The 19,942-nt window shown below is 63.8% G+C and carries 24 protein-coding genes; 8 read left to right on the forward strand and 16 right to left on the reverse strand.

Translation table 11 applies throughout. The features are described from left to right. Positions 1 to 110 precede the first annotated feature (110 nt). On the reverse strand, positions 111 to 2,009 hold the full coding sequence (locus ACIPG5_RS06950) for a potassium transporter Kup (RefSeq protein WP_236236615.1): 1,899 nt from the start codon (positions 2,007 to 2,009) through the stop codon (positions 111 to 113). 234 nt (positions 2,010 to 2,243) lie between these two features. Here ACIPG5_RS06950 and rimO point away from each other — a divergent pair, with 234 nt between their 5' ends. The 5 genes from rimO (at position 2,244) to tsaA (ending at position 6,161) form a co-directional block, all read left to right on the forward strand. Then, positions 2,244 to 3,575, forward strand: a complete 1,332-nt coding sequence (rimO, locus tag ACIPG5_RS06955; RefSeq protein ID WP_176511577.1) for a 30S ribosomal protein S12 methylthiotransferase RimO — start codon at positions 2,244 to 2,246, stop codon at positions 3,573 to 3,575. A gap of 88 nt (positions 3,576 to 3,663) precedes the next feature. Beyond that, the gene (locus ACIPG5_RS06960) at positions 3,664 to 4,113 is read left to right on the forward strand and encodes a GNAT family N-acetyltransferase (RefSeq protein ID WP_176511576.1); all 450 of its coding nucleotides are present in this window, start codon (positions 3,664 to 3,666) and stop codon (positions 4,111 to 4,113) included. Between the two features lie 127 nt (positions 4,114 to 4,240). Further along, positions 4,241 to 4,951, forward strand: coding sequence for an rRNA pseudouridine synthase (locus tag ACIPG5_RS06965; protein WP_176511575.1), 711 nt, complete (start codon positions 4,241 to 4,243; stop codon positions 4,949 to 4,951). Between the two features lie 46 nt (positions 4,952 to 4,997). After that, positions 4,998 to 5,459 (forward strand): DUF1456 family protein, encoded by a 462-nt coding sequence (locus ACIPG5_RS06970; protein WP_176511574.1) that lies wholly within the window; start codon positions 4,998 to 5,000, stop codon positions 5,457 to 5,459. A 6-nt stretch (positions 5,460 to 5,465) separates the two neighbouring features. Then, positions 5,466 to 6,161 (forward strand): tRNA (N6-threonylcarbamoyladenosine(37)-N6)-methyltransferase TrmO, encoded by a 696-nt coding sequence (tsaA, locus tag ACIPG5_RS06975; protein ID WP_236236617.1) that lies wholly within the window; start codon positions 5,466 to 5,468, stop codon positions 6,159 to 6,161. A 67-nt stretch (positions 6,162 to 6,228) separates the two neighbouring features. Here tsaA and fpr read toward each other — a convergent pair whose 3' ends face one another. Then, on the reverse strand, positions 6,229 to 7,008 hold the full coding sequence (gene fpr, locus ACIPG5_RS06980; protein ID WP_023381933.1) for a ferredoxin-NADP reductase: 780 nt from the start codon (positions 7,006 to 7,008) through the stop codon (positions 6,229 to 6,231). 118 nt (positions 7,009 to 7,126) lie between these two features. Between fpr and finR the strand changes: the two genes are divergently transcribed. Next, on the forward strand, positions 7,127 to 8,053 hold the full coding sequence (gene finR, locus ACIPG5_RS06985; RefSeq protein ID WP_176511572.1) for a LysR family transcriptional regulator FinR: 927 nt from the start codon (positions 7,127 to 7,129) through the stop codon (positions 8,051 to 8,053). Here finR and ACIPG5_RS06990 read toward each other — a convergent pair. The 3 genes from ACIPG5_RS06990 to ACIPG5_RS07000 all read right to left on the reverse strand — a co-directional run bounded on the left by ACIPG5_RS06990 (position 8,050) and on the right by ACIPG5_RS07000 (position 10,026). Next, complete coding sequence (locus ACIPG5_RS06990; protein WP_008094698.1) at positions 8,050 to 8,412, reverse strand: diacylglycerol kinase; 363 nt, start codon at positions 8,410 to 8,412, stop codon at positions 8,050 to 8,052. The genes finR and ACIPG5_RS06990 overlap by 4 nt on opposite strands. 73 nt (positions 8,413 to 8,485) lie before the next feature. Next, positions 8,486 to 9,136: a response regulator transcription factor ErdR gene (gene erdR, locus ACIPG5_RS06995; protein ID WP_176511571.1), complete on the reverse strand. Its 651-nt coding sequence runs from the start codon at positions 9,134 to 9,136 to the stop codon at positions 8,486 to 8,488. Positions 9,137 to 9,315: 179 nt separating this feature from the next. Continuing rightward, on the reverse strand, positions 9,316 to 10,026 hold the full coding sequence (locus ACIPG5_RS07000; RefSeq protein WP_401373946.1) for a tRNA-uridine aminocarboxypropyltransferase: 711 nt from the start codon (positions 10,024 to 10,026) through the stop codon (positions 9,316 to 9,318). A 223-nt stretch (positions 10,027 to 10,249) separates the two neighbouring features. Between ACIPG5_RS07000 and ACIPG5_RS07005 the strand changes: the two genes are divergently transcribed. After that, positions 10,250 to 10,669, forward strand: coding sequence for a quorum-sensing-regulated virulence factor family protein (locus tag ACIPG5_RS07005; protein WP_401373948.1), 420 nt, complete (start codon positions 10,250 to 10,252; stop codon positions 10,667 to 10,669). Here the strand turns inward: ACIPG5_RS07005 and ACIPG5_RS07010 are convergent, their stop codons facing one another. Next, positions 10,670 to 10,876 (reverse strand): hypothetical protein, encoded by a 207-nt coding sequence (locus tag ACIPG5_RS07010; RefSeq protein WP_401373949.1) that lies wholly within the window; start codon positions 10,874 to 10,876, stop codon positions 10,670 to 10,672. A gap of 303 nt (positions 10,877 to 11,179) precedes the next feature. Here ACIPG5_RS07010 and ACIPG5_RS07015 point away from each other — a divergent pair, with 303 nt between their 5' ends. Next, positions 11,180 to 12,298 (forward strand): LOG family protein, encoded by a 1,119-nt coding sequence (locus ACIPG5_RS07015; RefSeq protein WP_176511567.1) that lies wholly within the window; start codon positions 11,180 to 11,182, stop codon positions 12,296 to 12,298. Positions 12,299 to 12,304: 6 nt separating this feature from the next. Here ACIPG5_RS07015 and recX read toward each other — a convergent pair whose 3' ends face one another. The 10 genes from recX to ACIPG5_RS07065 all read right to left on the reverse strand — a co-directional run bounded on the left by recX (position 12,305) and on the right by ACIPG5_RS07065 (position 19,934). Continuing rightward, on the reverse strand, positions 12,305 to 12,772 hold the full coding sequence (gene recX / locus ACIPG5_RS07020) for a recombination regulator RecX (RefSeq protein ID WP_176511566.1): 468 nt from the start codon (positions 12,770 to 12,772) through the stop codon (positions 12,305 to 12,307). Positions 12,773 to 12,794: 22 nt separating this feature from the next. Continuing rightward, positions 12,795 to 13,862, reverse strand: a complete 1,068-nt coding sequence (recA, locus tag ACIPG5_RS07025; protein WP_176511565.1) for a recombinase RecA — start codon at positions 13,860 to 13,862, stop codon at positions 12,795 to 12,797. 104 nt (positions 13,863 to 13,966) lie between these two features. Continuing rightward, positions 13,967 to 14,449 carry a CinA family protein gene (locus ACIPG5_RS07030; protein ID WP_176511564.1) on the reverse strand — a complete coding sequence of 161 codons (483 nt, stop codon included), beginning with the start codon at positions 14,447 to 14,449 and terminating at the stop codon, positions 13,967 to 13,969. Positions 14,450 to 14,555: 106 nt separating this feature from the next. Continuing rightward, positions 14,556 to 15,032 carry a lysis system i-spanin subunit Rz gene (locus tag ACIPG5_RS07035; RefSeq protein ID WP_401373952.1) on the reverse strand — a complete coding sequence of 159 codons (477 nt, stop codon included), beginning with the start codon at positions 15,030 to 15,032 and terminating at the stop codon, positions 14,556 to 14,558. Then, complete coding sequence (locus tag ACIPG5_RS07040; RefSeq protein ID WP_401373954.1) at positions 15,029 to 15,577, reverse strand: glycoside hydrolase family 19 protein; 549 nt, start codon at positions 15,575 to 15,577, stop codon at positions 15,029 to 15,031. The genes ACIPG5_RS07035 and ACIPG5_RS07040 overlap by 4 nt, the downstream gene beginning before the upstream one ends. A 27-nt stretch (positions 15,578 to 15,604) precedes the next feature. Further along, complete coding sequence (locus ACIPG5_RS07045; RefSeq protein ID WP_401373956.1) at positions 15,605 to 16,639, reverse strand: phage late control D family protein; 1,035 nt, start codon at positions 16,637 to 16,639, stop codon at positions 15,605 to 15,607. Positions 16,640 to 16,643: 4 nt separating this feature from the next. Further along, positions 16,644 to 16,850 carry a tail protein X gene (locus ACIPG5_RS07050; protein WP_176511560.1) on the reverse strand — a complete coding sequence of 69 codons (207 nt, stop codon included), beginning with the start codon at positions 16,848 to 16,850 and terminating at the stop codon, positions 16,644 to 16,646. Continuing rightward, the gene (locus ACIPG5_RS07055; RefSeq protein WP_401373958.1) at positions 16,825 to 17,670 is read right to left on the reverse strand and encodes a phage tail protein; all 846 of its coding nucleotides are present in this window, start codon (positions 17,668 to 17,670) and stop codon (positions 16,825 to 16,827) included. Before ACIPG5_RS07055 ends, ACIPG5_RS07050 begins: the two co-directional genes overlap by 26 nt. A 10-nt stretch (positions 17,671 to 17,680) precedes the next feature. Continuing rightward, positions 17,681 to 19,507, reverse strand: coding sequence for a hypothetical protein (locus ACIPG5_RS07060; RefSeq protein ID WP_401373960.1), 1,827 nt, complete (start codon positions 19,505 to 19,507; stop codon positions 17,681 to 17,683). 124 nt (positions 19,508 to 19,631) lie between these two features. After that, positions 19,632 to 19,934, reverse strand: coding sequence for a phage tail assembly protein (locus ACIPG5_RS07065; protein WP_176511557.1), 303 nt, complete (start codon positions 19,932 to 19,934; stop codon positions 19,632 to 19,634). Between the last annotated feature and the right edge of the window lie 8 nt (positions 19,935 to 19,942).

Below are 19,942 nucleotides of genomic sequence, written 5' to 3' on the forward strand. Positions count from 1 at the left end.
GTATGGGGGCTGCGTTGCAGCCCCAATCGCCGGCAAGCCGGCTCCCACAAATAGACCTGTAGGAGCGGCCTTGTGTCGCGAAAGGGCTGCAAAGCAGCCCCCGCATTCACTCAAATCTCGACCTGCGTCCCCAGCTCGATCACCCGGTTGAGGGGCAGGTTGAAGAAGCGCAAGTTGCCGTTGGCGTTCTTCAACAGAAACGCGAACAGGTTCCCCCGCCAGCGCGACATCCCCTCCAACCGCGAGGCAATCACCGTTTCCCGGCTCAGGAAGTAGGTGGTGCGCATCGGGCTGAAATCCAGCTCGTCCAGGTGGCACAGCTTCAGCGCCGCCGGCACGTCCGGCTCGTCCATGAAGCCAAAGTGCAGCAACACGCGGAAGAACCCGTCGCCATACGACTCCACCTCGAAACGCTCCTGCTCCGGCACCCGCGGCCGGTCTTCGCTGACCACCGTCAGCAACACCACCTGGCTGTGCAGCACCTGGTTGTGCAGCATGTTATGCAGCAGCGCATGGGGCACGGCGTCGGGCCGCGCCGTCAGGAACACCGCGGTCCCTTCGACCCGGTGCGGCGGCTGCACGCGAATGCTGCTGATGAACACCGGCAGCGGCAATCCGCCTTCATCGATACGCTCGACGAGGATCTGCTTGCCACGCTTCCAGGTACTCATCAGCAGGAACAACACGCCCCCTGCCAGCACCGGGAAGGCACCGCCCTGGACGATCTTCGGCACGTTGGCGGCGAAGAACAGCCCATCGACCAGCAGAAAGCCCACCAATATCGGCACGGCGAGCAGCGGCGGCCATTTCCACAGCAGCAGCATCACCGCCGAAACCAGGATGGTGGTCATCAGCATGGTGCCGGTCACCGCCACGCCATAGGCCGCAGCCAGCGCGCCGGACGATTCGAAACCGATCACCAGCAGCACCACGCCGACCATCAGCGTCCAGTTCACCGCACCGATGTAGATCTGCCCCTGCTCGTCGCTGGAGGTGTGCTGGATCTGCATGCGCGGGATGTAACCGAGCTGGATGGCCTGGCGGGTCAGGGAGAAGGCCCCGGAAATCACCGCCTGCGAGGCAATCACCGTGGCCATGGTCGCCAGACCCACCAACGGCAGCAGGGCCCAGCCCGGTGCCAGCAGGTAGAACGGGTTGCGCGCGGCGTCAGGGTTCTGCAGCAAGATTGCGCCCTGGCCGAAATAGTTGAGCACCAGCGCCGGCAGCACCAGGGCGAACCAGGCGCGGGCGATCGGCTTGCGGCCGAAATGGCCCATGTCGGCGTACAACGCCTCGGCACCGGTCAGCGCCAGCACCACCGCGCCGAGGATGGCCACGCCCATGCCGGGGTGGACCACGAAGAAGTTGACGGCCCAGCCTGGGTTGAATGCCTTGAGCACTTCCGGGCTCTGCGAAATGCCATGCACGCCCAGCGCGGCCAGCACCAGGAACCAGCAGACCATGATCGGGCCGAACGCCTTGCCGATCTTCTCCGTGCCATGCTTTTGCACCAGAAACAGCGCCACCAGCACCACCAGCGAGATCGGCACCACCCAGTGATCGATACCGTCGAACGCCAGGCCCATGCCCTCCACCGCCGACAACACCGACACCGCCGGGGTGATCATGCTGTCGCCGTAGAACAAAGAGGCGCCGATCAACCCGCAGATGACCATCAGCGTACGCAGCCGCGGGTAGGCCGCCGTGGCCCGCCGCGCCAGCGCGGTCAGCGCCATGGTGCCGCCCTCGCCCTGGTTATCGGCACGCAGGATGAACATCACGTACTTGAACGACACCACCCACAGCAGCGACCAGAGGATCAGCGACAGGATCCCCAGCACCCCGTCATGGTTGACCGGTACGCCATAACCGCCAGTGAACACTTCCTTGAGGGTATACAACGGGCTGGTGCCGATATCGCCATAGACCACCCCAACAGCTGCCACCAGCAGGCTGATCGAGCGTGTCGCCCCCTGCCCGCCCTCGGCGTGACTGCTTGCCTGAACCATCGACCACTCCCGCAAACGGCCCCAACGGCCGGTAGATTTCACCCCTACGCCAGGGCATCAGCGATACCCGGACGCAACGGCGCGAAGCATAGCGCAGCGTTCGTCGCTTTTGTGCTGGTCAATCGACCTTGCGCTCGCTAGAATTGCGCACTTTTTGATCAGAGGCGCCCACAGCGCCCGCCAAGCTCGCCCTGCCACCGGTGGGGCGAACTGCATTCAATACCGAGGTTAGTCATGTCCACCACTCCCGCCACCCCTAAGGTCGGATTCGTCAGCCTCGGCTGCCCGAAGGCTTTGGTCGATTCCGAGCGCATCCTTACCCAACTGCGCATGGAAGGCTATGAAGTCGTGCCCACCTACGAAGACGCCGATGTGGTGGTGGTCAACACCTGCGGCTTCATCGACAGCGCTAAGGCCGAATCGCTGGAAGTGATCGGCGAAGCGATCAAGGAAAACGGCAAGGTCATCGTCACCGGCTGCATGGGTGTCGAGGAAGGCAACATCCGCGATGTGCACCCAAGCGTGCTGTCGGTCAGCGGCCCGCAGCAGTACGAGCAAGTGGTCAATGCCGTGCACGAAGTGGTGCCGCCACGCCAGGACCACAACCCGCTGATCGACCTGGTGCCGCCGCAGGGCGTCAAGCTGACCCCGCGCCACTACGCCTACCTGAAGATTTCCGAAGGCTGCAACCACAGCTGCAGCTTCTGCATCATCCCGTCGATGCGCGGCAAGCTGGTCAGCCGCCCGGTCGGCGAAGTGCTGAGCGAGGCCGAGCGCCTGGTCAAGGCCGGCGTCAAGGAAATCCTGGTGATTTCCCAGGACACCAGCGCCTACGGCGTCGACGTCAAGTACAAGACCGACTTCTGGAACGGCCGCCCGGTCAAGACCCGCATGCTCGAGCTGTGCGAAGCGCTGAGCAGCCTGGGTGCCTGGGTGCGCCTGCACTACGTGTACCCGTACCCGAACGTCGACGACGTGATCCCGCTGATGGCGGCCGGCAAGATCCTGCCGTACCTGGACATCCCGTTCCAGCACGCCAGCCCCAAAGTGCTCAAGTCGATGAAGCGCCCGGCCTTCGAAGACCGCACCCTGGCGCGCATCAAGAACTGGCGCGAACAGTGCCCCGAGCTGGTGATCCGTTCGACCTTCATCGTCGGCTTCCCGGGCGAGACCGAGGAAGACTTCCAGTACCTGCTGGACTGGCTGACCGAAGCCCAGCTCGACCGCGTCGGCTGCTTCCAGTACTCGCCGGTGGAAGGCGCACCGGCCAACGACCTGGGCCTGGACGAAGTCCCGGACGACGTCAAGCAGGACCGCTGGGACCGCTTCATGGCGCACCAGCAGGCGATCAGCGCCGCACGCCTGCAACTGCGCATCGGCAAGGAAATCGAAGTGCTGATCGACGAAGTCGAGGAACAGGGCTCGGTGGGCCGCAGCTTCTTCGATGCGCCGGAGATCGACGGCAGCGTGTTCATCGATGGCGACCATGGTTTCAAGCCGGGCGACAAAGTGCGTTGCCGCGTGGTCGATGCCGACGAATATGACATGTGGGCCGAGCCTGTCTGAGGCCAGCCCCATGTGACCAAGCCCCGCCCACTGGCGGGGCTTTTTTTTGCATCTATGGTTTCCTCAATGGCCCCTGAGGATCACCGGCATGCACATGGCACTGACGCTGCAAACCCCGCACCTGAAGGACTACCCGGAGCTGGTGCAGGTGTGGGAAGACTCGGTGCGCGCCACCCACCATTTCCTGCCCGACGCCTACATCCTGCTGCTGCGCGAGCATGTATTGCGCAGCTACCTGGACGCCGTGATGCTCATCTGCTGCAAGGACCGCCAACGCATCTGCGGCTTTGCCGGGGTCGCCAATGGCCGTGTCGACATGCTGTTCGTCGCCCCCACCTACCGCGGCCGCGGCGTCGGCAAGCGCCTGCTGCGCTATGCCATCCGCGAACTGAACGCCGAAACCCTGGATGTCAATGAACAGAACCCACAGGCATTGGGCTTCTACCTGCACGAAGGCTTCGAAGTGATCGGCCGTTCGGAAACCGACGGCTTGGGGCAACCCTATCCCTTGCTGCACATGAAGCTGATACCTACATAGGATTAGGACTTCGGTGTAGGACGCCGTGCAATGTTTCCGAAATGGCGCATTTGACACAGATTCCCATCATCTGGCGGCCACGGGCAGGTACAATGGAGGTCTTTCCCTGCCTTGCGAATCGACCTCCATGTCCGAACCCATCCGCCTGTCCAAACGCCTCATCGAGCAGCTCGGCTGCTCACGCCGCGAGGCCGAGTTGTATATCGAGGGGGGCTGGGTCACGGTCGATGGCATCGTCGTCGAGCAACCGCAGTTCAAGGTGGACGGCCAGCGCGTCGAGCTGCTGCCCGGGGCCAAGGCCGAAACCCTTGAACCGGTGACCCTGCTGCTCAACCAGCAAGCCGGCGTCGACAACGAGACGGCCCGCGCCGGCATCAACCTGGGCAACCTCAGCGAAGCCCACCGCGAAGCTGTACGGCCGCTGCATGGGCACTTCGCCCGCCTGGCCTGCGTTGCGCCGCTGGAACGTGGCGCCAGCGGCCTGCAGGTATTCACCCAGGACTGGCGGGTAACCCGCAAGATCGAGGCCGACCTGCGCAAGCTGGAGCAGGAATACATCATTGAAGTACGCGGCGAAACCACGCCCCAGGCCCTGGAAAGGCTGGCGCGCGGGGCTACCCGCAATGACCGGGAGCTGCCCAAGGCCAAGGCCAGCTGGCAGAACGAAACCCACCTGCGCCTGGCCTTGAAAAACCCGCAACCGGGGCAGATTTCCGAATTGTGCGCCTACCTGCGCCTGGAAGTGCGCAGCATGCGCCGCATTCGCCTGGGTGGTGTGCCCATGGGCAAGCTGCCGCTGGGGCAATGGCGTTACCTGGCCAGCACCGAACGTTTCTAAGCAATACGCCGCGCTCCGGCGCGGCTCTGAACAGGATTCTGTAGCAATGAACCACAACGATGTCCTGCGCAGCCTGCGCTACATGCTCAAGGTGAACGACGCCAAGATGGCCGAAATCATCGCGCTGTCCGGCCTCGAGGTTAACCCGGTGGTGCTCGCCACCTACCTGAAGAAAGAAGACGAGGCAGGCTTCGTGCGCTGCCCCGAGCGGGTCATGGCGCACTTCCTCGACGGCCTGGTGATCCACCGCCGGGGCAAGGACGACAGCCGCCCACAACAGCCGGTGGAACTGCCGGTGACCAACAACACCATCCTCAAGAAGCTGCGGGTGGCCTTCGAGCTGAAGGAAGAGGACCTGCACGTGATCCTCAAGTCGGTCAACTTCCCGGTGTCCAAGCCTGAACTGAGCGCGCTGTTTCGCAAGGTCGGCCATGACAACTACCGGCCTTGCGGCGACCAGCTGCTGCGCAACTTCCTCAAGGGCCTGACCCTGCGGGTGCGCGGCTAGGTGGTCATGCAACATACGGTTTCGCCGGTCGGCATCGTGCGCTCCTGCTTCAAGGAGAAGTTCGCCATCCCGCGCCAGCCACAGCTGGCACCGGCGGCGCGCGGGGTGTTGGAATTGCTGCCACCGTTCGACCAGGGTGATGCCGTGGAGGGTCTCGAACAGGTCAGCCATGTGTGGCTGCTGTTCCTGTTCCACCAGGCACTGGAAGAAAAGCCCCGCCTGAAGGTGCGCCCTCCGCGCCTGGGCGGCAACAAGAGCATGGGCGTGTTCGCCACCCGCGCGACCCACCGGCCCAACGGCATCGGCCAATCGGTGGTGCGCCTGGAAGGCGTGGAGCCGGGGCGGCTGCTGCTGTCCGGGATCGACTTGCTCGATGGCACACCGGTGCTCGATATCAAGCCCTATGTACCCTACGCCGACAGCATCGCCGGGGCCACCAACCTGATGGCCAGCGCCGCGCCACAGGCGATTGCCGTGCAATGGCATGACGACGCCCTGCCCCAGGCCAGGGAACATGCACTGCGCCTGGGCGAGCCGCTGGTGGAGCTGATCGAACAATGCCTGGCCCAGGACCCACGGCCGGCCTACCAGGTGCCTGCACCGGAGCGGGTGTACGGGGTGAAGTTCTGGGATGTGCAGGTACGCTGGCAGTATCCCCAGGCCGATGTGATTCGCGTGCTGGAAGTGGTACGCGACAGCTGAGGTTCGCTGAACGCCGGGCAATAAAAAACGCAGGCCATGGCCTGCGTTTTTTATTGCTGCTATCGCCTTACTTCTCGACGAAAGCACGCTCGATCAGGTAGTCGCCTGGCTCGCGCATGCGCGGCGAAATCTTCAGGCCGAAGCTGTCGAGCACTTCGCTGGTTTCATCGAGCATGCTCGGGCTGCCGCAGATCATCGCACGGTCGTCCTGCGGGTTGATCGGTGGCAGGCCGATGTCGCTGAACAGCTTGCCGCTGCGCATCAGGTCGGTCAGCCGGCCCTGGTTCTCGAATGGCTCGCGGGTCACGGTCGGGTAGTAGATCAGCTTGTCACGTACCGCCTCGCCGAAGAACTCGTTCTGCGGCAGGTGCTCGGTGATGAACTCGCGGTAGGCCACTTCGTTCACGTAACGCACGCCGTGCACCAGGATCACCTTCTCGAAACGCTCGTAGGTTTCCGGGTCCTGGATGACGCTCATGAACGGCGCCAGGCCAGTGCCGGTGCTCAGCAGGTACAGGTGCTTGCCCGGGTTCAGGTCGTCGAGCACCAGCGTGCCGGTAGGCTTCTTGCTGATGATGATCTCGTCGCCTTCCTTCAGGTGCTGCAGCTGGGAGGTCAGCGGGCCGTCCGGCACCTTGATGCTGAAGAACTCCAGGTGCTCTTCCCAGTTCGGCGACGCGATGGAATAGGCGCGCATGAGCGGACGGCCATTGTCCTGTTGCAGGCCGATCATCACGAACTGACCGTTCTCGAAGCGCAGGCCCGGGTCGCGGGTGCACTTGAAGCTGAACAGGGTGTCGTTCCAGTGATGCACACTGAGGACACGTTCGTGGTTCATGTTGCTCATCTATGGGGCTCCTGAAGAAAAACGCAGCGCGCAAGACGCGCAGTTGCGCGATAGTTTAGGGGCAGCGACAATATCTGTTAACTGAATTATCAAGATATGTGTTATCGGTTATATAGATATGCGATTCACACTTCGTCAGCTTCAGGTCTTCGTTGCCGTGGCCCAGCACCAAAGCGTCTCTCGAGCCGCCAGCGTGCTGGCTTTGTCGCAATCGGCCGCCAGTACGTCAATCACCGAACTCGAGCGTCAATCGAGCTGCCAGCTGTTCGACCGCGCGGGCAAACGCCTGGCCCTCAACGCCCTTGGCCATCAGTTGCTGCCCCAGGCGGTTGCCTTGCTCGACCAGGCCAAGGAAATAGAAGACTTGCTCAACGGCAAGTCGGGGTTCGGCTCGCTGGCGGTGGGCGCCACGCTGACCATCGGCAACTACCTGGCCACCCTGCTGATCGGCAGCTTCATGCAGGTGCACCCGGAAAGCCAGGTGAAGCTGCACGTGCAGAACACAGCCCATATCGTGCACCAGGTGGCGCAGTACGAAATTGATCTGGGTCTAATCGAGGGTGACTGCAACCACCCGGACCTGGAGGTGCAGCCTTGGGTCGAAGATGAGCTGGTGGTGTTCTGTGCGCCGCAGCACCCGCTCGCCAAACTGGGCCGGGCCGATGTCGAGAGTTTGTCGCGTGAGGACTGGATCTTGCGCGAGCAGGGCTCCGGCACGCGCCTGACCTTCGATCAGGCCATGCGCCATCATCGCGCCAACCTCAACATCCGCCTGGAGCTGGAACACACCGAGGCGATCAAGCGCGCCGTGGAGTCGGGCCTGGGCATCAGCTGCATCTCGCGCATGGCCCTGCGCGACGCCTTCCGCCGTGGCAGCCTGGTGCCGGTGGAGACGCCGGAGCTGGACCTGATGCGCCAGTTCTATTTCATCTGGCACAAGCAGAAATACCAGACCTCGGCCATGCGCGAATTTCTCGAGCTATGCCGCAACTTCACCGCGGGCTTTACCCGCAGTGATGAAATCGTGTTGCCGCCGATCGCTTAGAGCAGGATCACGCCCCACACCAGCGCAACCATGGTCAACGCCACCAGCTGCGCGGCGCTGCCCATGTCCTTGGCATTCTTGGACAACGGGTGGCGCTCCAGGGAGATGCGGTCGATGGCCGCTTCCACCGCAGAGTTGAACAGCTCGACGATCAGGCCCAGCAGGCACACCGCGATCATGATCGCCCGCTCCGCACGGCTGACCGGCAGCCAGAAGGCGATCGGAATCAGCAGCACATTGAGCAGCACCAGCTGGCGGAAGGCGGCTTCACCCTTGAAGGCGGCGCGCAGGCCGTCCAGCGAGTAGCCGGCGGCGTTGAAGATACGTTTGAGGCCGGTCTGGCCTTTGAATGGCGACATGTGAGTCACTTCACAGATAAAAGGCCAGCAGACTAGACCGGCTCGGGTCAAAAAAGCGTGAAGACGCAAGGCCTCAGTTGCTCGCAACCGATTCAAGTTGTTGCAAAAGCAACGCCGCCTGGGTCCGGGTGCGCACGCCAAGCTTGCGGAAAATTGCCGTCACGTGGGCCTTGATGGTCGCTTCCGACACACTCAGCTCATAGGCGATCTGCTTGTTCAGCAAGCCTTCGCAGACCATGGTCAGCACGCGGAACTGCTGCGGCGTGAGGCTGGCCAGGCCTTCGCTGGCGGCCTTGGCCTCGGCCGACACGTCAACCTTCTCGAACGCCTGCGGTGGCCACCAGACATCGCCGTCGAGCACCTTGCGCACGGCATCCTGGATGACTTCCAGGCCGCTGGACTTGGGAATGAAACCACTGGCGCCGAACTCGCGCGACTTGACCACCACAGCTGCCTCTTCCTGGGCCGAGACCATCACCACCGGAATCTGCGGGTACTGCCCGCGCAGCAGGACCAGCCCGGAGAAACCGTAGGCGCCCGGCATGTTCAGGTCGAGCAGGACCAGGTCCCAATCGGACTTTTCGCTAAGGCGGGTTTCCAGTTCGGCAATGCTCGCCACCTCGACCAGGCGCACATCCGCGCCCAGGGCGAGGGTAACGGCCTGGCGCAGAGCGCCACGAAACAGCGGGTGGTCATCGGCTATCAGGATTTCGTAAGTGGCCATCGATGTATGGATCCTGTTCTGTGCAGGCGCATGCGGGGTAGTGATAGCGCCTGGCGGGGAATCGGCGCCAAGGATGCCGAGCACGGTCGGGGGTGGTCAAGCCAATCGCCCTGCCGTCTCGCCCACCCTGGCTGCCAGCTCCGTCATTATGAACCAAAGCGGGGCACCTGCCCCTTGGACTATAGGAAGGTATGCAAACGCTGGTGGACATCGTCCTGCTCATCCAGCGGCAGGCGACGCTTGCCGCTGAGGTAATGCAGGCTGAACACATCCAGGTAGGCATCCAGGGCCTGCGAGGCCTGGCTGTCGCCTGCCAGTTCCAGGCACATGGCTGCGACTTCCGCCGTGCAGAAATGATCGTCCCGCTTGGAGCGGCGCAAGCGGTAGCGCGACATCTGCTCGGCTTGCAGGCTCAACACCGGGAAGCGATCCAGGTACGGGCTCTTGCGGAACATCTTGCGCGCTTCGGTCCACGTGGCATCGAGCAGGATGAACAGCGGGCGCTTGCCCGGTACAGGTTGCACCTCGCTCACGACGCGCTCCTGGGCAACGAATTCACCTGGGAAGACGATGTAGGGTTGCCACTGCGGGTCTTCGAGCAGCGCCAGCAGGTTTTCGTCCACGGAGGTGCGCAACCAGCCGAAGGCCGAGGTGTCCTCGATCAGGTCGGCAATCAGCCAGCCGGTATTGGTGGGTTTCAATGGCTCGGTGTCATGCATCAGCAGGCACACCCCCGAGTCGGCCTGCACCCGCGGCTTCCAGGCACACAGGCAATGGCTGGCGATGACCCGACATGCAGGGCAGCGCTCGGCACGTGAGCCGCGCGCGATGAACGGTTTGATGCTGCGTGCCAAGCGTTCGGCGCGCAGGCGCGCTACCGCATGGCTCATGCTGGCAAGCCTCTGACAAGGTTGTGACTGGACACTACGAAAACTCGGGCTGAACAAAGCGCCAGTCTACCAGAGCAGGCGTCATTTGCCGTGCAGCAGCAAGGGCGGCTCCCTTATAATCGGCGCTTTGGCGGTTGCCAGTCTGCCAGTGGCGTTGCGGTTTTCATGGAACGCCGGCCACCTGTGCATGTCAAAGCGCCAGTCATCGAACCAGGAGAGATTCATGCTGCGTCTTATCGCCCCGGCCCTGAGCCTGTTGCTCGCACTGCCACTCGCCGCCCAGGCAGCGTCCAAGCAGGAGTTCGAGTTGAACAAGATGCTGCAGAAAGTTGCCCAGCAAAGCAGTGTCGGCACCCCACGCGCCATCAACGAAGACATCCTCGACCAGGGCTACACCGTCGAAGGCAAGGCCCTGATCAACCACCTGAGCGTGCGCGCCGAGCATGCCGCGCGCATGCAGGCGAACCCGGCACAGGTGCGCAGCCAACTCGGCGACAGCGTGTGCCGCAACAGCGGTTTTCGTAACCTGATGTCCAAGGGCGCGGTGATGGTCTACCGCTTCACCGTCTACAAGACCAACCAGCCGGTGATGGACCAGGCGTTCGACGCTGCCAGCTGCTCGGCCGGCAACAAGAGGAAGTGATCAGGTAATACCCTGCACACCTTCCGCGCGCCGAGCTTCTTCATCGGCGCGCATCTCCGCCAGCAGCGCCTGCAAGTAGCGTGACTGGCACTCAAGCGTTGCCAACCTGCGACGGCACTCCTCCTCCAGGCTCACATGGTGATCCTGCGCTGCATTCTCCAGCTGCTGATACAGCTCCCGGTCCACCTCGATGACCAAGCGATACATAGGCCACCTCCCGCATCGACACGTTTCGCTTCTCCAGTTAACCAAACCCTTGGCAACCATGGCCGAGCTCCGACGAGTGGCCCTGGCCGCCCTGGCGGCAGGAACCGGCGCGAAGGTCTAGATTGATAGCGTAGAGCGACAAAACAACAAGAAGATGGACTGACACCCTGCATCACGGCCTGAAGGCCAACTGCAATGCTCGGGATGCACACTCGGGCCAGAGCAGCCAGCGACACACGCAGTGTCGCGGCCGAGCCACGCCATCGGCTCGGTCAGAGGTTTTGCTGCAGAAGGAGACGTTGAATGCCTTATCAATCCAATGAACATCTGTTCAATCACTTCAGGGACAGCGGCATCGACCTGAGCAAGGTCGACGAACAACTGCAACTGGTCGCACCCGACAGCCCCAACCTGCCACTGTACCGCGACATGATGCTGACCATCCTGCGCATGGCCCACGACGACAGTGACCGCTGGAGCGCCAAGATCACCCTGCAGGCGCTTCGCGAGCTGGACCATTCTTTCCGCGCCTTGCAGCGCTACAAGGGCCGGCGCAAGGTCACTGTGTTCGGCTCGGCGCGCACGCCGATCGAACACCCGATGTATGCGCTGGCGCGCGAGCTGGGGGCGACCCTGGCGCGCTCCGACCTGATGGTCATTACCGGTGCCGGCGGCGGCATCATGGCCGCCGCCCACGAAGGCGCCGGCAGCGAGCACAGCCTGGGCTTCAACATCACCCTGCCCTTCGAGCAGCATGCCAACCCGACGGTGGACGGTACCGACAAGCTGTTGCCGTTCCACTTCTTCTTCATTCGCAAGCTGTTCTTCGTCAAGGAAGCCGACGGGCTGGTACTTTGCCCAGGCGGTTTCGGCACGCTCGACGAGGCACTGGAAGTGCTGACATTGATCCAGACCGGCAAGAGCCCACTGGTACCGGTGGTGTTGCTGGACTCACCCGGCGGCACATTCTGGCGCGATTGCCTGGACTTCATCAGCCGCCAACTGCAGGAAAACCGCTACATCCTGCCCACCGACCTGAAGCTGCTGCGCCTGGTCTACAGTGCCGACGAAGCGGTGGAGGAGATCAACCAGTTCTACAGCAACTACCACTCCAGCCGCTGGCTGAAGAACCAGTTCGTGATTCGCATGCACCACCGGCTCAGCGACGCCGCGCTTTTCGAGATCCAGGAAGGTTTCGCCGATTTGCGCCTGAGCGGCAAGTATCACCAGCACGCAGACAGTGGCGCAGAGCATGAGACAGGTAATTACAACCACCTGACTCGCCTGACCTTTGCCTTCAATGGCCGCGATCAAGGCCGCCTGCGCGAGCTGGTGGATTTCATCAACCTGCCGGAGAACTGGGCAAAGCCACAGCCCATGCACACCACCCAGCGGGCGCGGGAGGCGTTGAAGGTCAGCTAGAAGGTTTCAGTCGTACAAGTCCCGGCCGCTGAGCAGGCGGCCGATCATGTCCATGGCAAACCCACGGTAAGCAAGAAACCGGGTCTGCTGGGCACGGCTGCGGGGGTCTTGTGGGCGCTGGCCCGCATATTTGCGCTGCCAGGCCTCCTGTAACCGCTCGGCCCAGTCCACACCACTGTCACGCAGTGCCTGGTCGATGTCGCCACGGTTCAGGCCACGCTGGCCGAGCTCCTCACGAATACGTGCGGGGCCATAGCCGGCATTGGAACGGTATCGGATGAAGCTTTCGAGATAGCGGGCTTCGCTAAGCAGCCCTTCTTCGGCAAGCCGATCGAGCTCAGGCTCGATCAGCTCATCCGAAGCGCCGCGCTGACGCAGTTTGCGCGTCAGCTCGACGCGACCATGCTCGCGGCGCGCGAGCAGGTCCATGGCGGTCCGCCGAATGGCGACGGGGGTGTCGAGTACGACGGCCATACCAGCAGCCTACAAACGCGGATCAATAACCGGTTTCGGCATCGGCCATGTCGTCGGCATCGGCTTCAGCAGCAGCGGTCTTGCCGGCAGCGGCAACAGCACCTGAGTTGAGCAGCTTCTCGCGGATCTGCTTCTCGATCTCGGTACCGATGGCCGGGTTTTCTTGCAGGTACTTGGCGGCGTTAGCCTTGCCCTGGCCGATCTTGTTGCCCTGGTAGCTGTACCAAGCACCGGACTTCTCCACCAGCCCTTGGGATACGCCCAGGTCGATGATTTCGCCGTTACGGTAGATACCCTTGCCGTAGAGAATCTGGAACTCGGCCTGACGGAACGGTGGCGAGACCTTGTTCTTGACGATCTTGACGCGGGTTTCGCTGCCCACCACTTCGTCGCCTTCCTTCACCGCGCCAGTGCGGCGAATGTCCAGGCGCACGGAGGCGTAGAACTTCAGCGCGTTACCGCCGGTGGTGGTTTCCGGGCTACCGAACATCACGCCGATCTTCATGCGGATCTGGTTGATGAAGATGACCAGGCAGTTGGCGTTCTTGATGTTACCGGTGATCTTGCGCAGCGCCTGGGACATCAGACGGGCCTGCAGGCCGACGTGCATGTCACCCATCTCGCCTTCGATTTCGGCCTTGGGTACCAGGGCGGCCACGGAGTCGACGATGATCACGTCAACGGCGTTGGAACGCACCAGCATGTCGGTGATTTCCAGGGCCTGCTCACCGGTATCCGGCTGCGAGACCAGCAGGTCGTCGACGTTGACGCCCAGCTTGCCGGCGTATTCAGGGTCGAGGGCGTGCTCGGCGTCGACGAAGGCGCAGGTGGCGCCATTCTTCTGGGCCTCGGCGATGACCGACAGGGTCAGCGTGGTCTTACCCGACGATTCCGGGCCATAGATTTCGACGATACGGCCTTTTGGCAGGCCGCCGATGCCGAGGGCGATGTCCAGGCCCAGCGAGCCGGTCGAGATGGCCGGGATACCCTGGCGCTCGTGATCGCCCATGCGCATGACAGCGCCTTTGCCGAATTGGCGTTCGATCTGACCCAGGGCCGCAGCCAAGGCGCGCTTCTTGTTGTCGTCCATTGAAATCCTCACGTGTTCGACTTGGCCCTGATGGCCGGGAATACCTGTATAAGTAGCCAGTATTATTCCACAGGCAAGCGCTTGAGCAAACCCCTGTCGTCGAATTACTCGCCGCCGAGCTGTAACAAGCCGTCTAGCGCGGCGATCACCGTCTGTCGGCGCACGCTTTCGCGGTCGCCGTCGAAGTGGCGGCGCTCACTCGATACCCGTTCGCCATCGGCCCAGGCCAGCCATACGGTGCCCACCGGCTTGGCCGGCGAGCCGCCATCCGGCCCGGCGATGCCGCTGACGGCCACCGCAAAGCGTGCACCGCTGGCCGCCTGCGCACCGCGCGCCATGGCTTCGACCACTTCCTGGCTGACGGCGCCGACCTGGCTGAACAACGCCTCTGGCACGCCCAGCTGGCGGGTCTTCTGGCTATTGGAATAGGTGACGTAGCCGGCCTCGAACCAGGCCGAGCTGCCGGGCACGCGGGTGATGGCTTCGGCGATGCCGCCGCCGGTGCAGGATTCGGCAGTGCTCACCTGGGCGTCGAAGCGGCGCAGGTGCTCGCCCAGGCGGGTGGAGAGAACGGTGATCGGGTCCATTGTGGGGCTCCTTGAGGATTGCGGGACACCGTAGCATTTGGTGAAGGGGCATGCCTTGAATTGTGTGGCGCCATTGCGATCGAGCGCCCCAAGGCAAGCCCGGCAATCACTGCCGCAACGCCCGCACATAATCCTGGCAAGCCCGCAGCGCGATCAACCCCCGGTCCCCTTCATCGGTGATGGCGATAATTCGTCGAGCATGCGCCGGCTCAAGCCAGGCGCGTACGGTTGCATGATCCACGCTGCCGGCGCCGGCGGCGGCAGGCACTGTGGTGCAGGCAGCGTCGCGCTCGACCAGGACCGACAGCCGCAGATCGGCAGTAGCAAGGCGATCACGCAGGCGTGCCTGAGACTGTTGCGCATCGGCAAGCTCCTTGAAATGACGGGTTTCACTCACCTGCAGGCGCTGCTCCAGCGCTTGGCGTTGCTCGCGCTCGGCAAGCAGGCGCGCGGCCCAGGCATCGGCCTGGGCTTGCGCCTGTTGCGCCAGCTGCCGCCCATAGCGCCAGCCCTGCACCTGCCAGGCCAGCGCCACGCAAGACACCAGCAAAAATACCCCTAGCCCCTGTTGCAGCCGGCTCAACACAACACCTCACGCGCCCGCGCCCAGAGCATGAGGCGGTCTTCCAGCCCATTGAGCCCTCCATTGATATGACGGGTGATGCGGTTGAACTCACCCCGGTCAGCCAGGGCATTGAGCCCACGCGAGTGCCAGAACCACGCCGCCGACTCGCAGGCCCAACGCGGCTGTTCGAGCAGTTGCGGCTGCCCCAGCAAGCGCTCATCGCCGAACAGCGCACGGCTGCAGGCCTGGTAGTTGTTGCGCCCGGTAACCTGGATCAGCCCGCGCCCGCAATACAACTGGCCGTCGCCATCCGCCTGAGGGGTATTGCCCAGGCGCCGGGCCAGGCTGCCGGTGTCGTAGCGGGCCAGGTAACGGTCGCTGCCCAGCTCCCTGACGTAACGAAACTGGCCTGACTCATGGCCGACCTGGGCGATGAACGCCGCCACACGCTTGGGATTGTCGATCTCCCAGCGTGGCAAGGTGACGTTCAAGGCTGTAAGAAAAACGCCCGCGACGGGGCGGGCGTTGGGCAGAATCTGTAGCAATTGCGCTTGTGTAAGCATGTCTGTCCTCCTTGGGTGAATCGACCCTCAGGCCTTGGTCGCCGCCCCTCGGCGAGGCGCCGCGCCCTTGGCCTTCGATTTACCTGCCTTGCCGCCATTGCCCTGTACCGTGGTGCGCCAGCCCGAGCGGGTGAACACCTGCTCCACCGAATCGACCTGATACTGCCCGTCCAGGCCATCGACAAACCCACGCAGGTCGATGCTGCGCTCGGCAAACAGGTCGGTGCGCCCAGGCAGGTCGAGGCGCACGCTGGCGGTATCGCGATTGAAGCTGGCCAATCGTGCCCTGGCGGCCTGCTCGGCGGCCGCGCGGTTGGGGTACAGATGGCGATCGGTATGCACCGGCCGCGGCCCTTGCACGGCCTCCTCGTTGGCCAGTTCGACGGCCTTCGACTCGCCACTGGCCAGGTCCTGATGGCGGGTACGCACGGCTTGGCGCACCGCCTTGTCGTCCAGGCGAAAATGCCACTGGCTGACTTCGTCACGGGCAATGCCGACCACCGCCAGCGCTTTGCCGCTGGCGCTCTGCCCGCCCTGGCGCGGCAGCACCAGCAGCTGGCCATTGGCAAGCTTGGCGGTGCAGTCGTACTGGCGGGCCAGGCGGGTGATGAAATTGAAATCCGATTCGTTGTACTGATCGACGCGCGGCACCTGGGCCAGCACCGGACAGAGCGCTTGCCAGCCATTGCGCGCGCCAATTTCGGCAACGATGCGCTGCAGCGGCACGGCCTCCCAGCTGCCGCTGCGCACGGTCCTGCCACTGCCACGCAAGTCGCTGGCCTTGCCGCGAATCACCAGGGTATCGGGAGGGCCTGACAACTCGATTTCATCGACGGTGTAACGCCCCAGCCGGGTCAGCGGCTGGCCGGCGTAACCCAGGTGCACCTCGATCTGTGCGCCGCGGGCAGGCACTGCCACGCTGGCGTCGCGGGCATCGATGCGCAGCTCGAAATCGTCCGACTCCATCCCTGGTTTGTCGGTAGTGCGCAACAGCAACAGGCGGTCGTTGATCAGCGCAGTAATGTCCTGGCCATCGGCCTGGATGCGAAAGAGCGGTTGCATGGCATCAGTCCCAGAGCTGCACGACGTTGGCCGGCGCCAGCGCCAGGGTGGGCAGGCGGATGGTCACGCCGCTGCGAAACGGCTGGGCCTCGTCGGCCAGCCCCTGGTTGGCGTGCAGCACGGCCTCGACGCTGCCATCGAGGTGCCCGTAATAGTGATGGCAGAGGGTATCGAGCACGTCGCCCTCAGACGTTTTGCAGGTCTTGTCCATAACTGACGAACTCCAGTGAGAAGCCTTGTTTGCGAGGGATGCCACCGGCCAGCAAGGCGCCCTGCTCTTCCTCGATGCTGGTCAAGCACCAGGTACCGAGCACTTCGCCGTAGCCGGTGGTCAAGGACAGCGGCAGAAGCTGGCGGCCGATGCCGCGCAGCGCCTGCAACTGGCCCAGCCCGGCCTTGAAGCCGGGGAAGATCGCGCCGCGGATGCTGATGGTTTCTTCGCCCAGGCCAACCGCCTGCTGCGCGCTCTCGCGGCCCAGGCGGCCCTGCCCGGCCCAGCGAAAGCGCGTTTGCCGGCGCAGCTGGTCGAAGGCAGCGGTGTCGAGGTTGAAGTAGTACGGCGCGGCATTGGCCTTCAGCGGCTGCAGCACCAGCAAATGCGCGAAGGGTTTGATCGCCTCGGCCGCAGGGGTTGCATCGGGCGCGAAGCCAAAGGTGGTGAGCACGCCCTTGGCGACCGAGCGCACATCGCCGATCACCCGGCGAATGGCCGCGCCGGCCTTGCCCAGGTGTTCGGCGAAGGCGTCCACCCGCTCCTGCACCTTGCGCACCTCATCGACGGCGTGGTCGTACTTGGCAATCACCTTGTCGACGCGCTGCTTGGCCGAGTCGATGGCGCGCATCGTGCGTTGCAGGCGCTTGCCGATGGCCGGGCCGATCCATGGCAGGGCCTCGAGTTCGGCGGCCGCCTCCTTGGCATGGCCGACCGCCTGGGTCATCGGCTCGAGCATGGCATCGGCACGCTGGCGCCCCGCTTCGCCGGCCTTGACCAGGGCATGCAAGGCGCCCTGGAGTTGCTCCAGATAGGTCATTGAAAGCTCCTCAGGCGTAAATGGGATCGGAAAGCTGGGCAGCCGCCTTGCGACTGATCAGCTCTTGCAACGTGCGTTGCACCATTGCCTCCAGCCGCTGCAGCAGCGCTGGATCATCCAGGCTGCCATTGAGCGTTACCGGCATGTTGGTATTGAAGGTGAAGTGCTGGTTGCTCGGCTGCGGCTCGCTGGCCTGGGAAGCGGCTGGGCTGCCCGGCTCTGGCAGTGCCGTTGCTGCCGGTGGCACTCGCATGGGCAGCGGACGATCGTCCTCTGCCGGCTCATCCGGCGCTTCGCGAGAGGTGGGCCGAAGCAACGACACGGGCGCCAACGGCTGTTGCCTGGCTGGCTTGTGCTGCGCCGTGCCAGCGCGTGTCAGCAGTTGCCGGGTGATGCGTGTACCGACCTGGCCATCGACAAACTCCGCCTTGGGCTTGGCGGTGAGCGAGTGCTTGAGCGGGGCCAGCAATGACACCTGCGGCAAAGCGCGCCGAACCCACTGCTGCTGCCTCGCCAGCTCAGGCGATGACAACAGCTGCCTGCCGGTTTGCGCCCCGATCTGAAGGTCGAAAAAGGGTTGCGTCGGAATTCGCGTGGCGGACTGTTTGGCGGGGTCGAGGAGGGAAACAGCAGGCAAAGGAGCCGTTGCAGCGGGCGGGCGCTCGTCACCGGCAAGTTTGCGTGCAATCCATCCACCAAGCCTGGTGCCGCCCTCGTCACCCAACGCCCCGCCAACCGTCACGCTGACGGGGGCGACGGGAGGAATGTATCGGCCAACAACACCACCCGCGATCGAGCCGACCAGCCCGCCTACGGCGCCGCCATAACCTTCCCAAGCCTCCTGGGCTGTCTTGGCAGTGGCATAGGTATGTACCGCTTTCAGGGCCGACTCCAGCAAGGCATTTTTCCCATCGGCCTTGATGACTTCGCCCACCGTCTTCCAAGGCGGCGGGCGCTTGCCGATGTCCGTGGGCGACGGCCCTGCATCTGCCCCGAGAGGATAAGGTTCATTGGCGGCCGGGCTGTCTTTGCCAAACCAGCCCTTCAGCCTGTTCCAACCCGACCCTGAAGTCTGTTTACCCACGTCATGAATGCGCGCATCCGCGCCAATGCTTCCACCCACCAACAGATCCTGCCCGAGCAAGGGCGCCGAGGTTTCAGTGCCCTCCTGGGGCGCATTACCCTCGCTGGGTGCACTCGTCCCGGGATCGGGCGCCAGGCGTTTACCGAGCGCCGCCCCTGCCTTGTCGCCGTAAAAGCCGCCCACCACCTTCCCGTAGTCGACATGCTTGCCGGTGTACTTGCTCAAGGCCGCGCCAAGCGCACTGCCGGCCAGGCCTCCCACTGCACCTCCCAGCCCCTCTCCCCATTCCTGGGCAGTTGAAGCCTTCGCGGCAGTTGTCCCCACCTTGATCAGTGCATCGAGCCTCCCTTCTCGCGCTGCCGCCCTTGCGGCGCCGAACGCTTGCGCGCCGCGCTGCCTGGCACCGTGGCCCGGCTCGGTCGAAGGCGTGGCATCAGCGCCCAGCGGGTAATCACCCTGCTCCACTGGCACAGCTCGGCCCTTGCTCGCGGCCATTGCCAAAAACCTTCCAGCAACAGGGCCTGACTGGGCCTGCCCCTGGATATCACCAGGCGTTTCATCGACAGGCTCGGCCACAGGCACGTAGGCCGATTCGTGTTCTGTAGACTGAGGCGATCCTTGCCTCAGCGATTTCACCACGCGCCCCAGTATGCGGTTCTGATGATTGAATACCTGGGCAAGATCGACCCGATCACGTTCAGGATCGGAGCGTGGCTGTTGCGCCGCATCCGTTGCCGCTGATCTGCTCGCCATCCTTTTCTCCCTTCACTCTGTGAGCCACCAGACCATGTCGCTGAACGACATGGCCATGATTTCGCTTGCGGAAAAGTTCAGCTCCTTGGCCAGCCGCCGGGCGGCGGCCTTCTGCCGGGCCGGGTCAAAGTTCGTCGTCCTGCACCAGGCGAAAATAGCCGTTTTGCAGGCGGCCATAATCCTTCAGGGCCAGGCCTTCGAGGTCCTTGATGCCAACTTCGGCCAAGGAGGCGAACAGGTTCAACTCACGCTGTTCGTCATCGCCCACGCCACCGGCCTGGGCGTTGCGGATATCGCGCACGGTCGGCGCCCGCAGCGACAGGCTGTCGACCTGCACGCCATTGGCTTCGCTTGGGCGCGACAGGCGCACGGTGACGCGCTCGGCGCTCAGGGTGAGCCACTGCGGCTGCTTTTTCGCTTGAGCCATGTCGCCTC

The sequence above is a fragment of the Pseudomonas sp. NPDC087029 genome, from assembly GCF_044745345.1.
In the GTDB taxonomy this organism is placed as follows: Bacteria; Pseudomonadota; Gammaproteobacteria; order Pseudomonadales; family Pseudomonadaceae; genus Aquipseudomonas; species Aquipseudomonas faucium.

What these genes read in the sequence shown, in the direction of transcription:
- ACIPG5_RS06990 (WP_008094698.1), bottom strand. Translation starts at nt 8,412, where the DNA reads ATGTCGCCATTCAAAGGCCAGACCGGCCTCAAACGTATCTTCAACGCC.
- ACIPG5_RS07045 (WP_401373956.1), bottom strand. Translation starts at nt 16,639, where the DNA reads ATGCAACCGCTCTTTCGCATCCAGGCCGATGGCCAGGACATTACTGCG.
- ACIPG5_RS07005 (WP_401373948.1), top strand. Translation starts at nt 10,250, where the DNA reads ATGCTGCGTCTTATCGCCCCGGCCCTGAGCCTGTTGCTCGCACTGCCA.
- recX (WP_176511566.1), bottom strand. Translation starts at nt 12,772, where the DNA reads ATGGCCGTCGTACTCGACACCCCCGTCGCCATTCGGCGGACCGCCATG.
- ACIPG5_RS07060 (WP_401373960.1), bottom strand. Translation starts at nt 19,507, where the DNA reads ATGGCGAGCAGATCAGCGGCAACGGATGCGGCGCAACAGCCACGCTCC.
- erdR (WP_176511571.1), bottom strand. Translation starts at nt 9,136, where the DNA reads ATGGCCACTTACGAAATCCTGATAGCCGATGACCACCCGCTGTTTCGT.
- ACIPG5_RS06970 (WP_176511574.1), top strand. Translation starts at nt 4,998, where the DNA reads ATGAACCACAACGATGTCCTGCGCAGCCTGCGCTACATGCTCAAGGTG.
- fpr (WP_023381933.1), bottom strand. Translation starts at nt 7,008, where the DNA reads ATGAGCAACATGAACCACGAACGTGTCCTCAGTGTGCATCACTGGAAC.
- ACIPG5_RS07030 (WP_176511564.1), bottom strand. Translation starts at nt 14,449, where the DNA reads ATGGACCCGATCACCGTTCTCTCCACCCGCCTGGGCGAGCACCTGCGC.
- ACIPG5_RS07055 (WP_401373958.1), bottom strand. Translation starts at nt 17,670, where the DNA reads ATGACCTATCTGGAGCAACTCCAGGGCGCCTTGCATGCCCTGGTCAAG.
- ACIPG5_RS07010 (WP_401373949.1), bottom strand. Translation starts at nt 10,876, where the DNA reads ATGTATCGCTTGGTCATCGAGGTGGACCGGGAGCTGTATCAGCAGCTG.
- finR (WP_176511572.1), top strand. Translation starts at nt 7,127, where the DNA reads ATGCGATTCACACTTCGTCAGCTTCAGGTCTTCGTTGCCGTGGCCCAG.
- tsaA (WP_236236617.1), top strand. Translation starts at nt 5,466, where the DNA reads ATGCAACATACGGTTTCGCCGGTCGGCATCGTGCGCTCCTGCTTCAAG.
- ACIPG5_RS07040 (WP_401373954.1), bottom strand. Translation starts at nt 15,577, where the DNA reads ATGCTTACACAAGCGCAATTGCTACAGATTCTGCCCAACGCCCGCCCC.
- ACIPG5_RS06965 (WP_176511575.1), top strand. Translation starts at nt 4,241, where the DNA reads ATGTCCGAACCCATCCGCCTGTCCAAACGCCTCATCGAGCAGCTCGGC.
- ACIPG5_RS07015 (WP_176511567.1), top strand. Translation starts at nt 11,180, where the DNA reads ATGCCTTATCAATCCAATGAACATCTGTTCAATCACTTCAGGGACAGC.
- ACIPG5_RS07065 (WP_176511557.1), bottom strand. Translation starts at nt 19,934, where the DNA reads ATGGCTCAAGCGAAAAAGCAGCCGCAGTGGCTCACCCTGAGCGCCGAG.
- rimO (WP_176511577.1), top strand. Translation starts at nt 2,244, where the DNA reads ATGTCCACCACTCCCGCCACCCCTAAGGTCGGATTCGTCAGCCTCGGC.
- recA (WP_176511565.1), bottom strand. Translation starts at nt 13,862, where the DNA reads ATGGACGACAACAAGAAGCGCGCCTTGGCTGCGGCCCTGGGTCAGATC.
- ACIPG5_RS06960 (WP_176511576.1), top strand. Translation starts at nt 3,664, where the DNA reads ATGCACATGGCACTGACGCTGCAAACCCCGCACCTGAAGGACTACCCG.
- ACIPG5_RS07050 (WP_176511560.1), bottom strand. Translation starts at nt 16,850, where the DNA reads ATGGACAAGACCTGCAAAACGTCTGAGGGCGACGTGCTCGATACCCTC.
- ACIPG5_RS07000 (WP_401373946.1), bottom strand. Translation starts at nt 10,026, where the DNA reads ATGAGCCATGCGGTAGCGCGCCTGCGCGCCGAACGCTTGGCACGCAGC.
- ACIPG5_RS06950 (WP_236236615.1), bottom strand. Translation starts at nt 2,009, where the DNA reads ATGGTTCAGGCAAGCAGTCACGCCGAGGGCGGGCAGGGGGCGACACGC.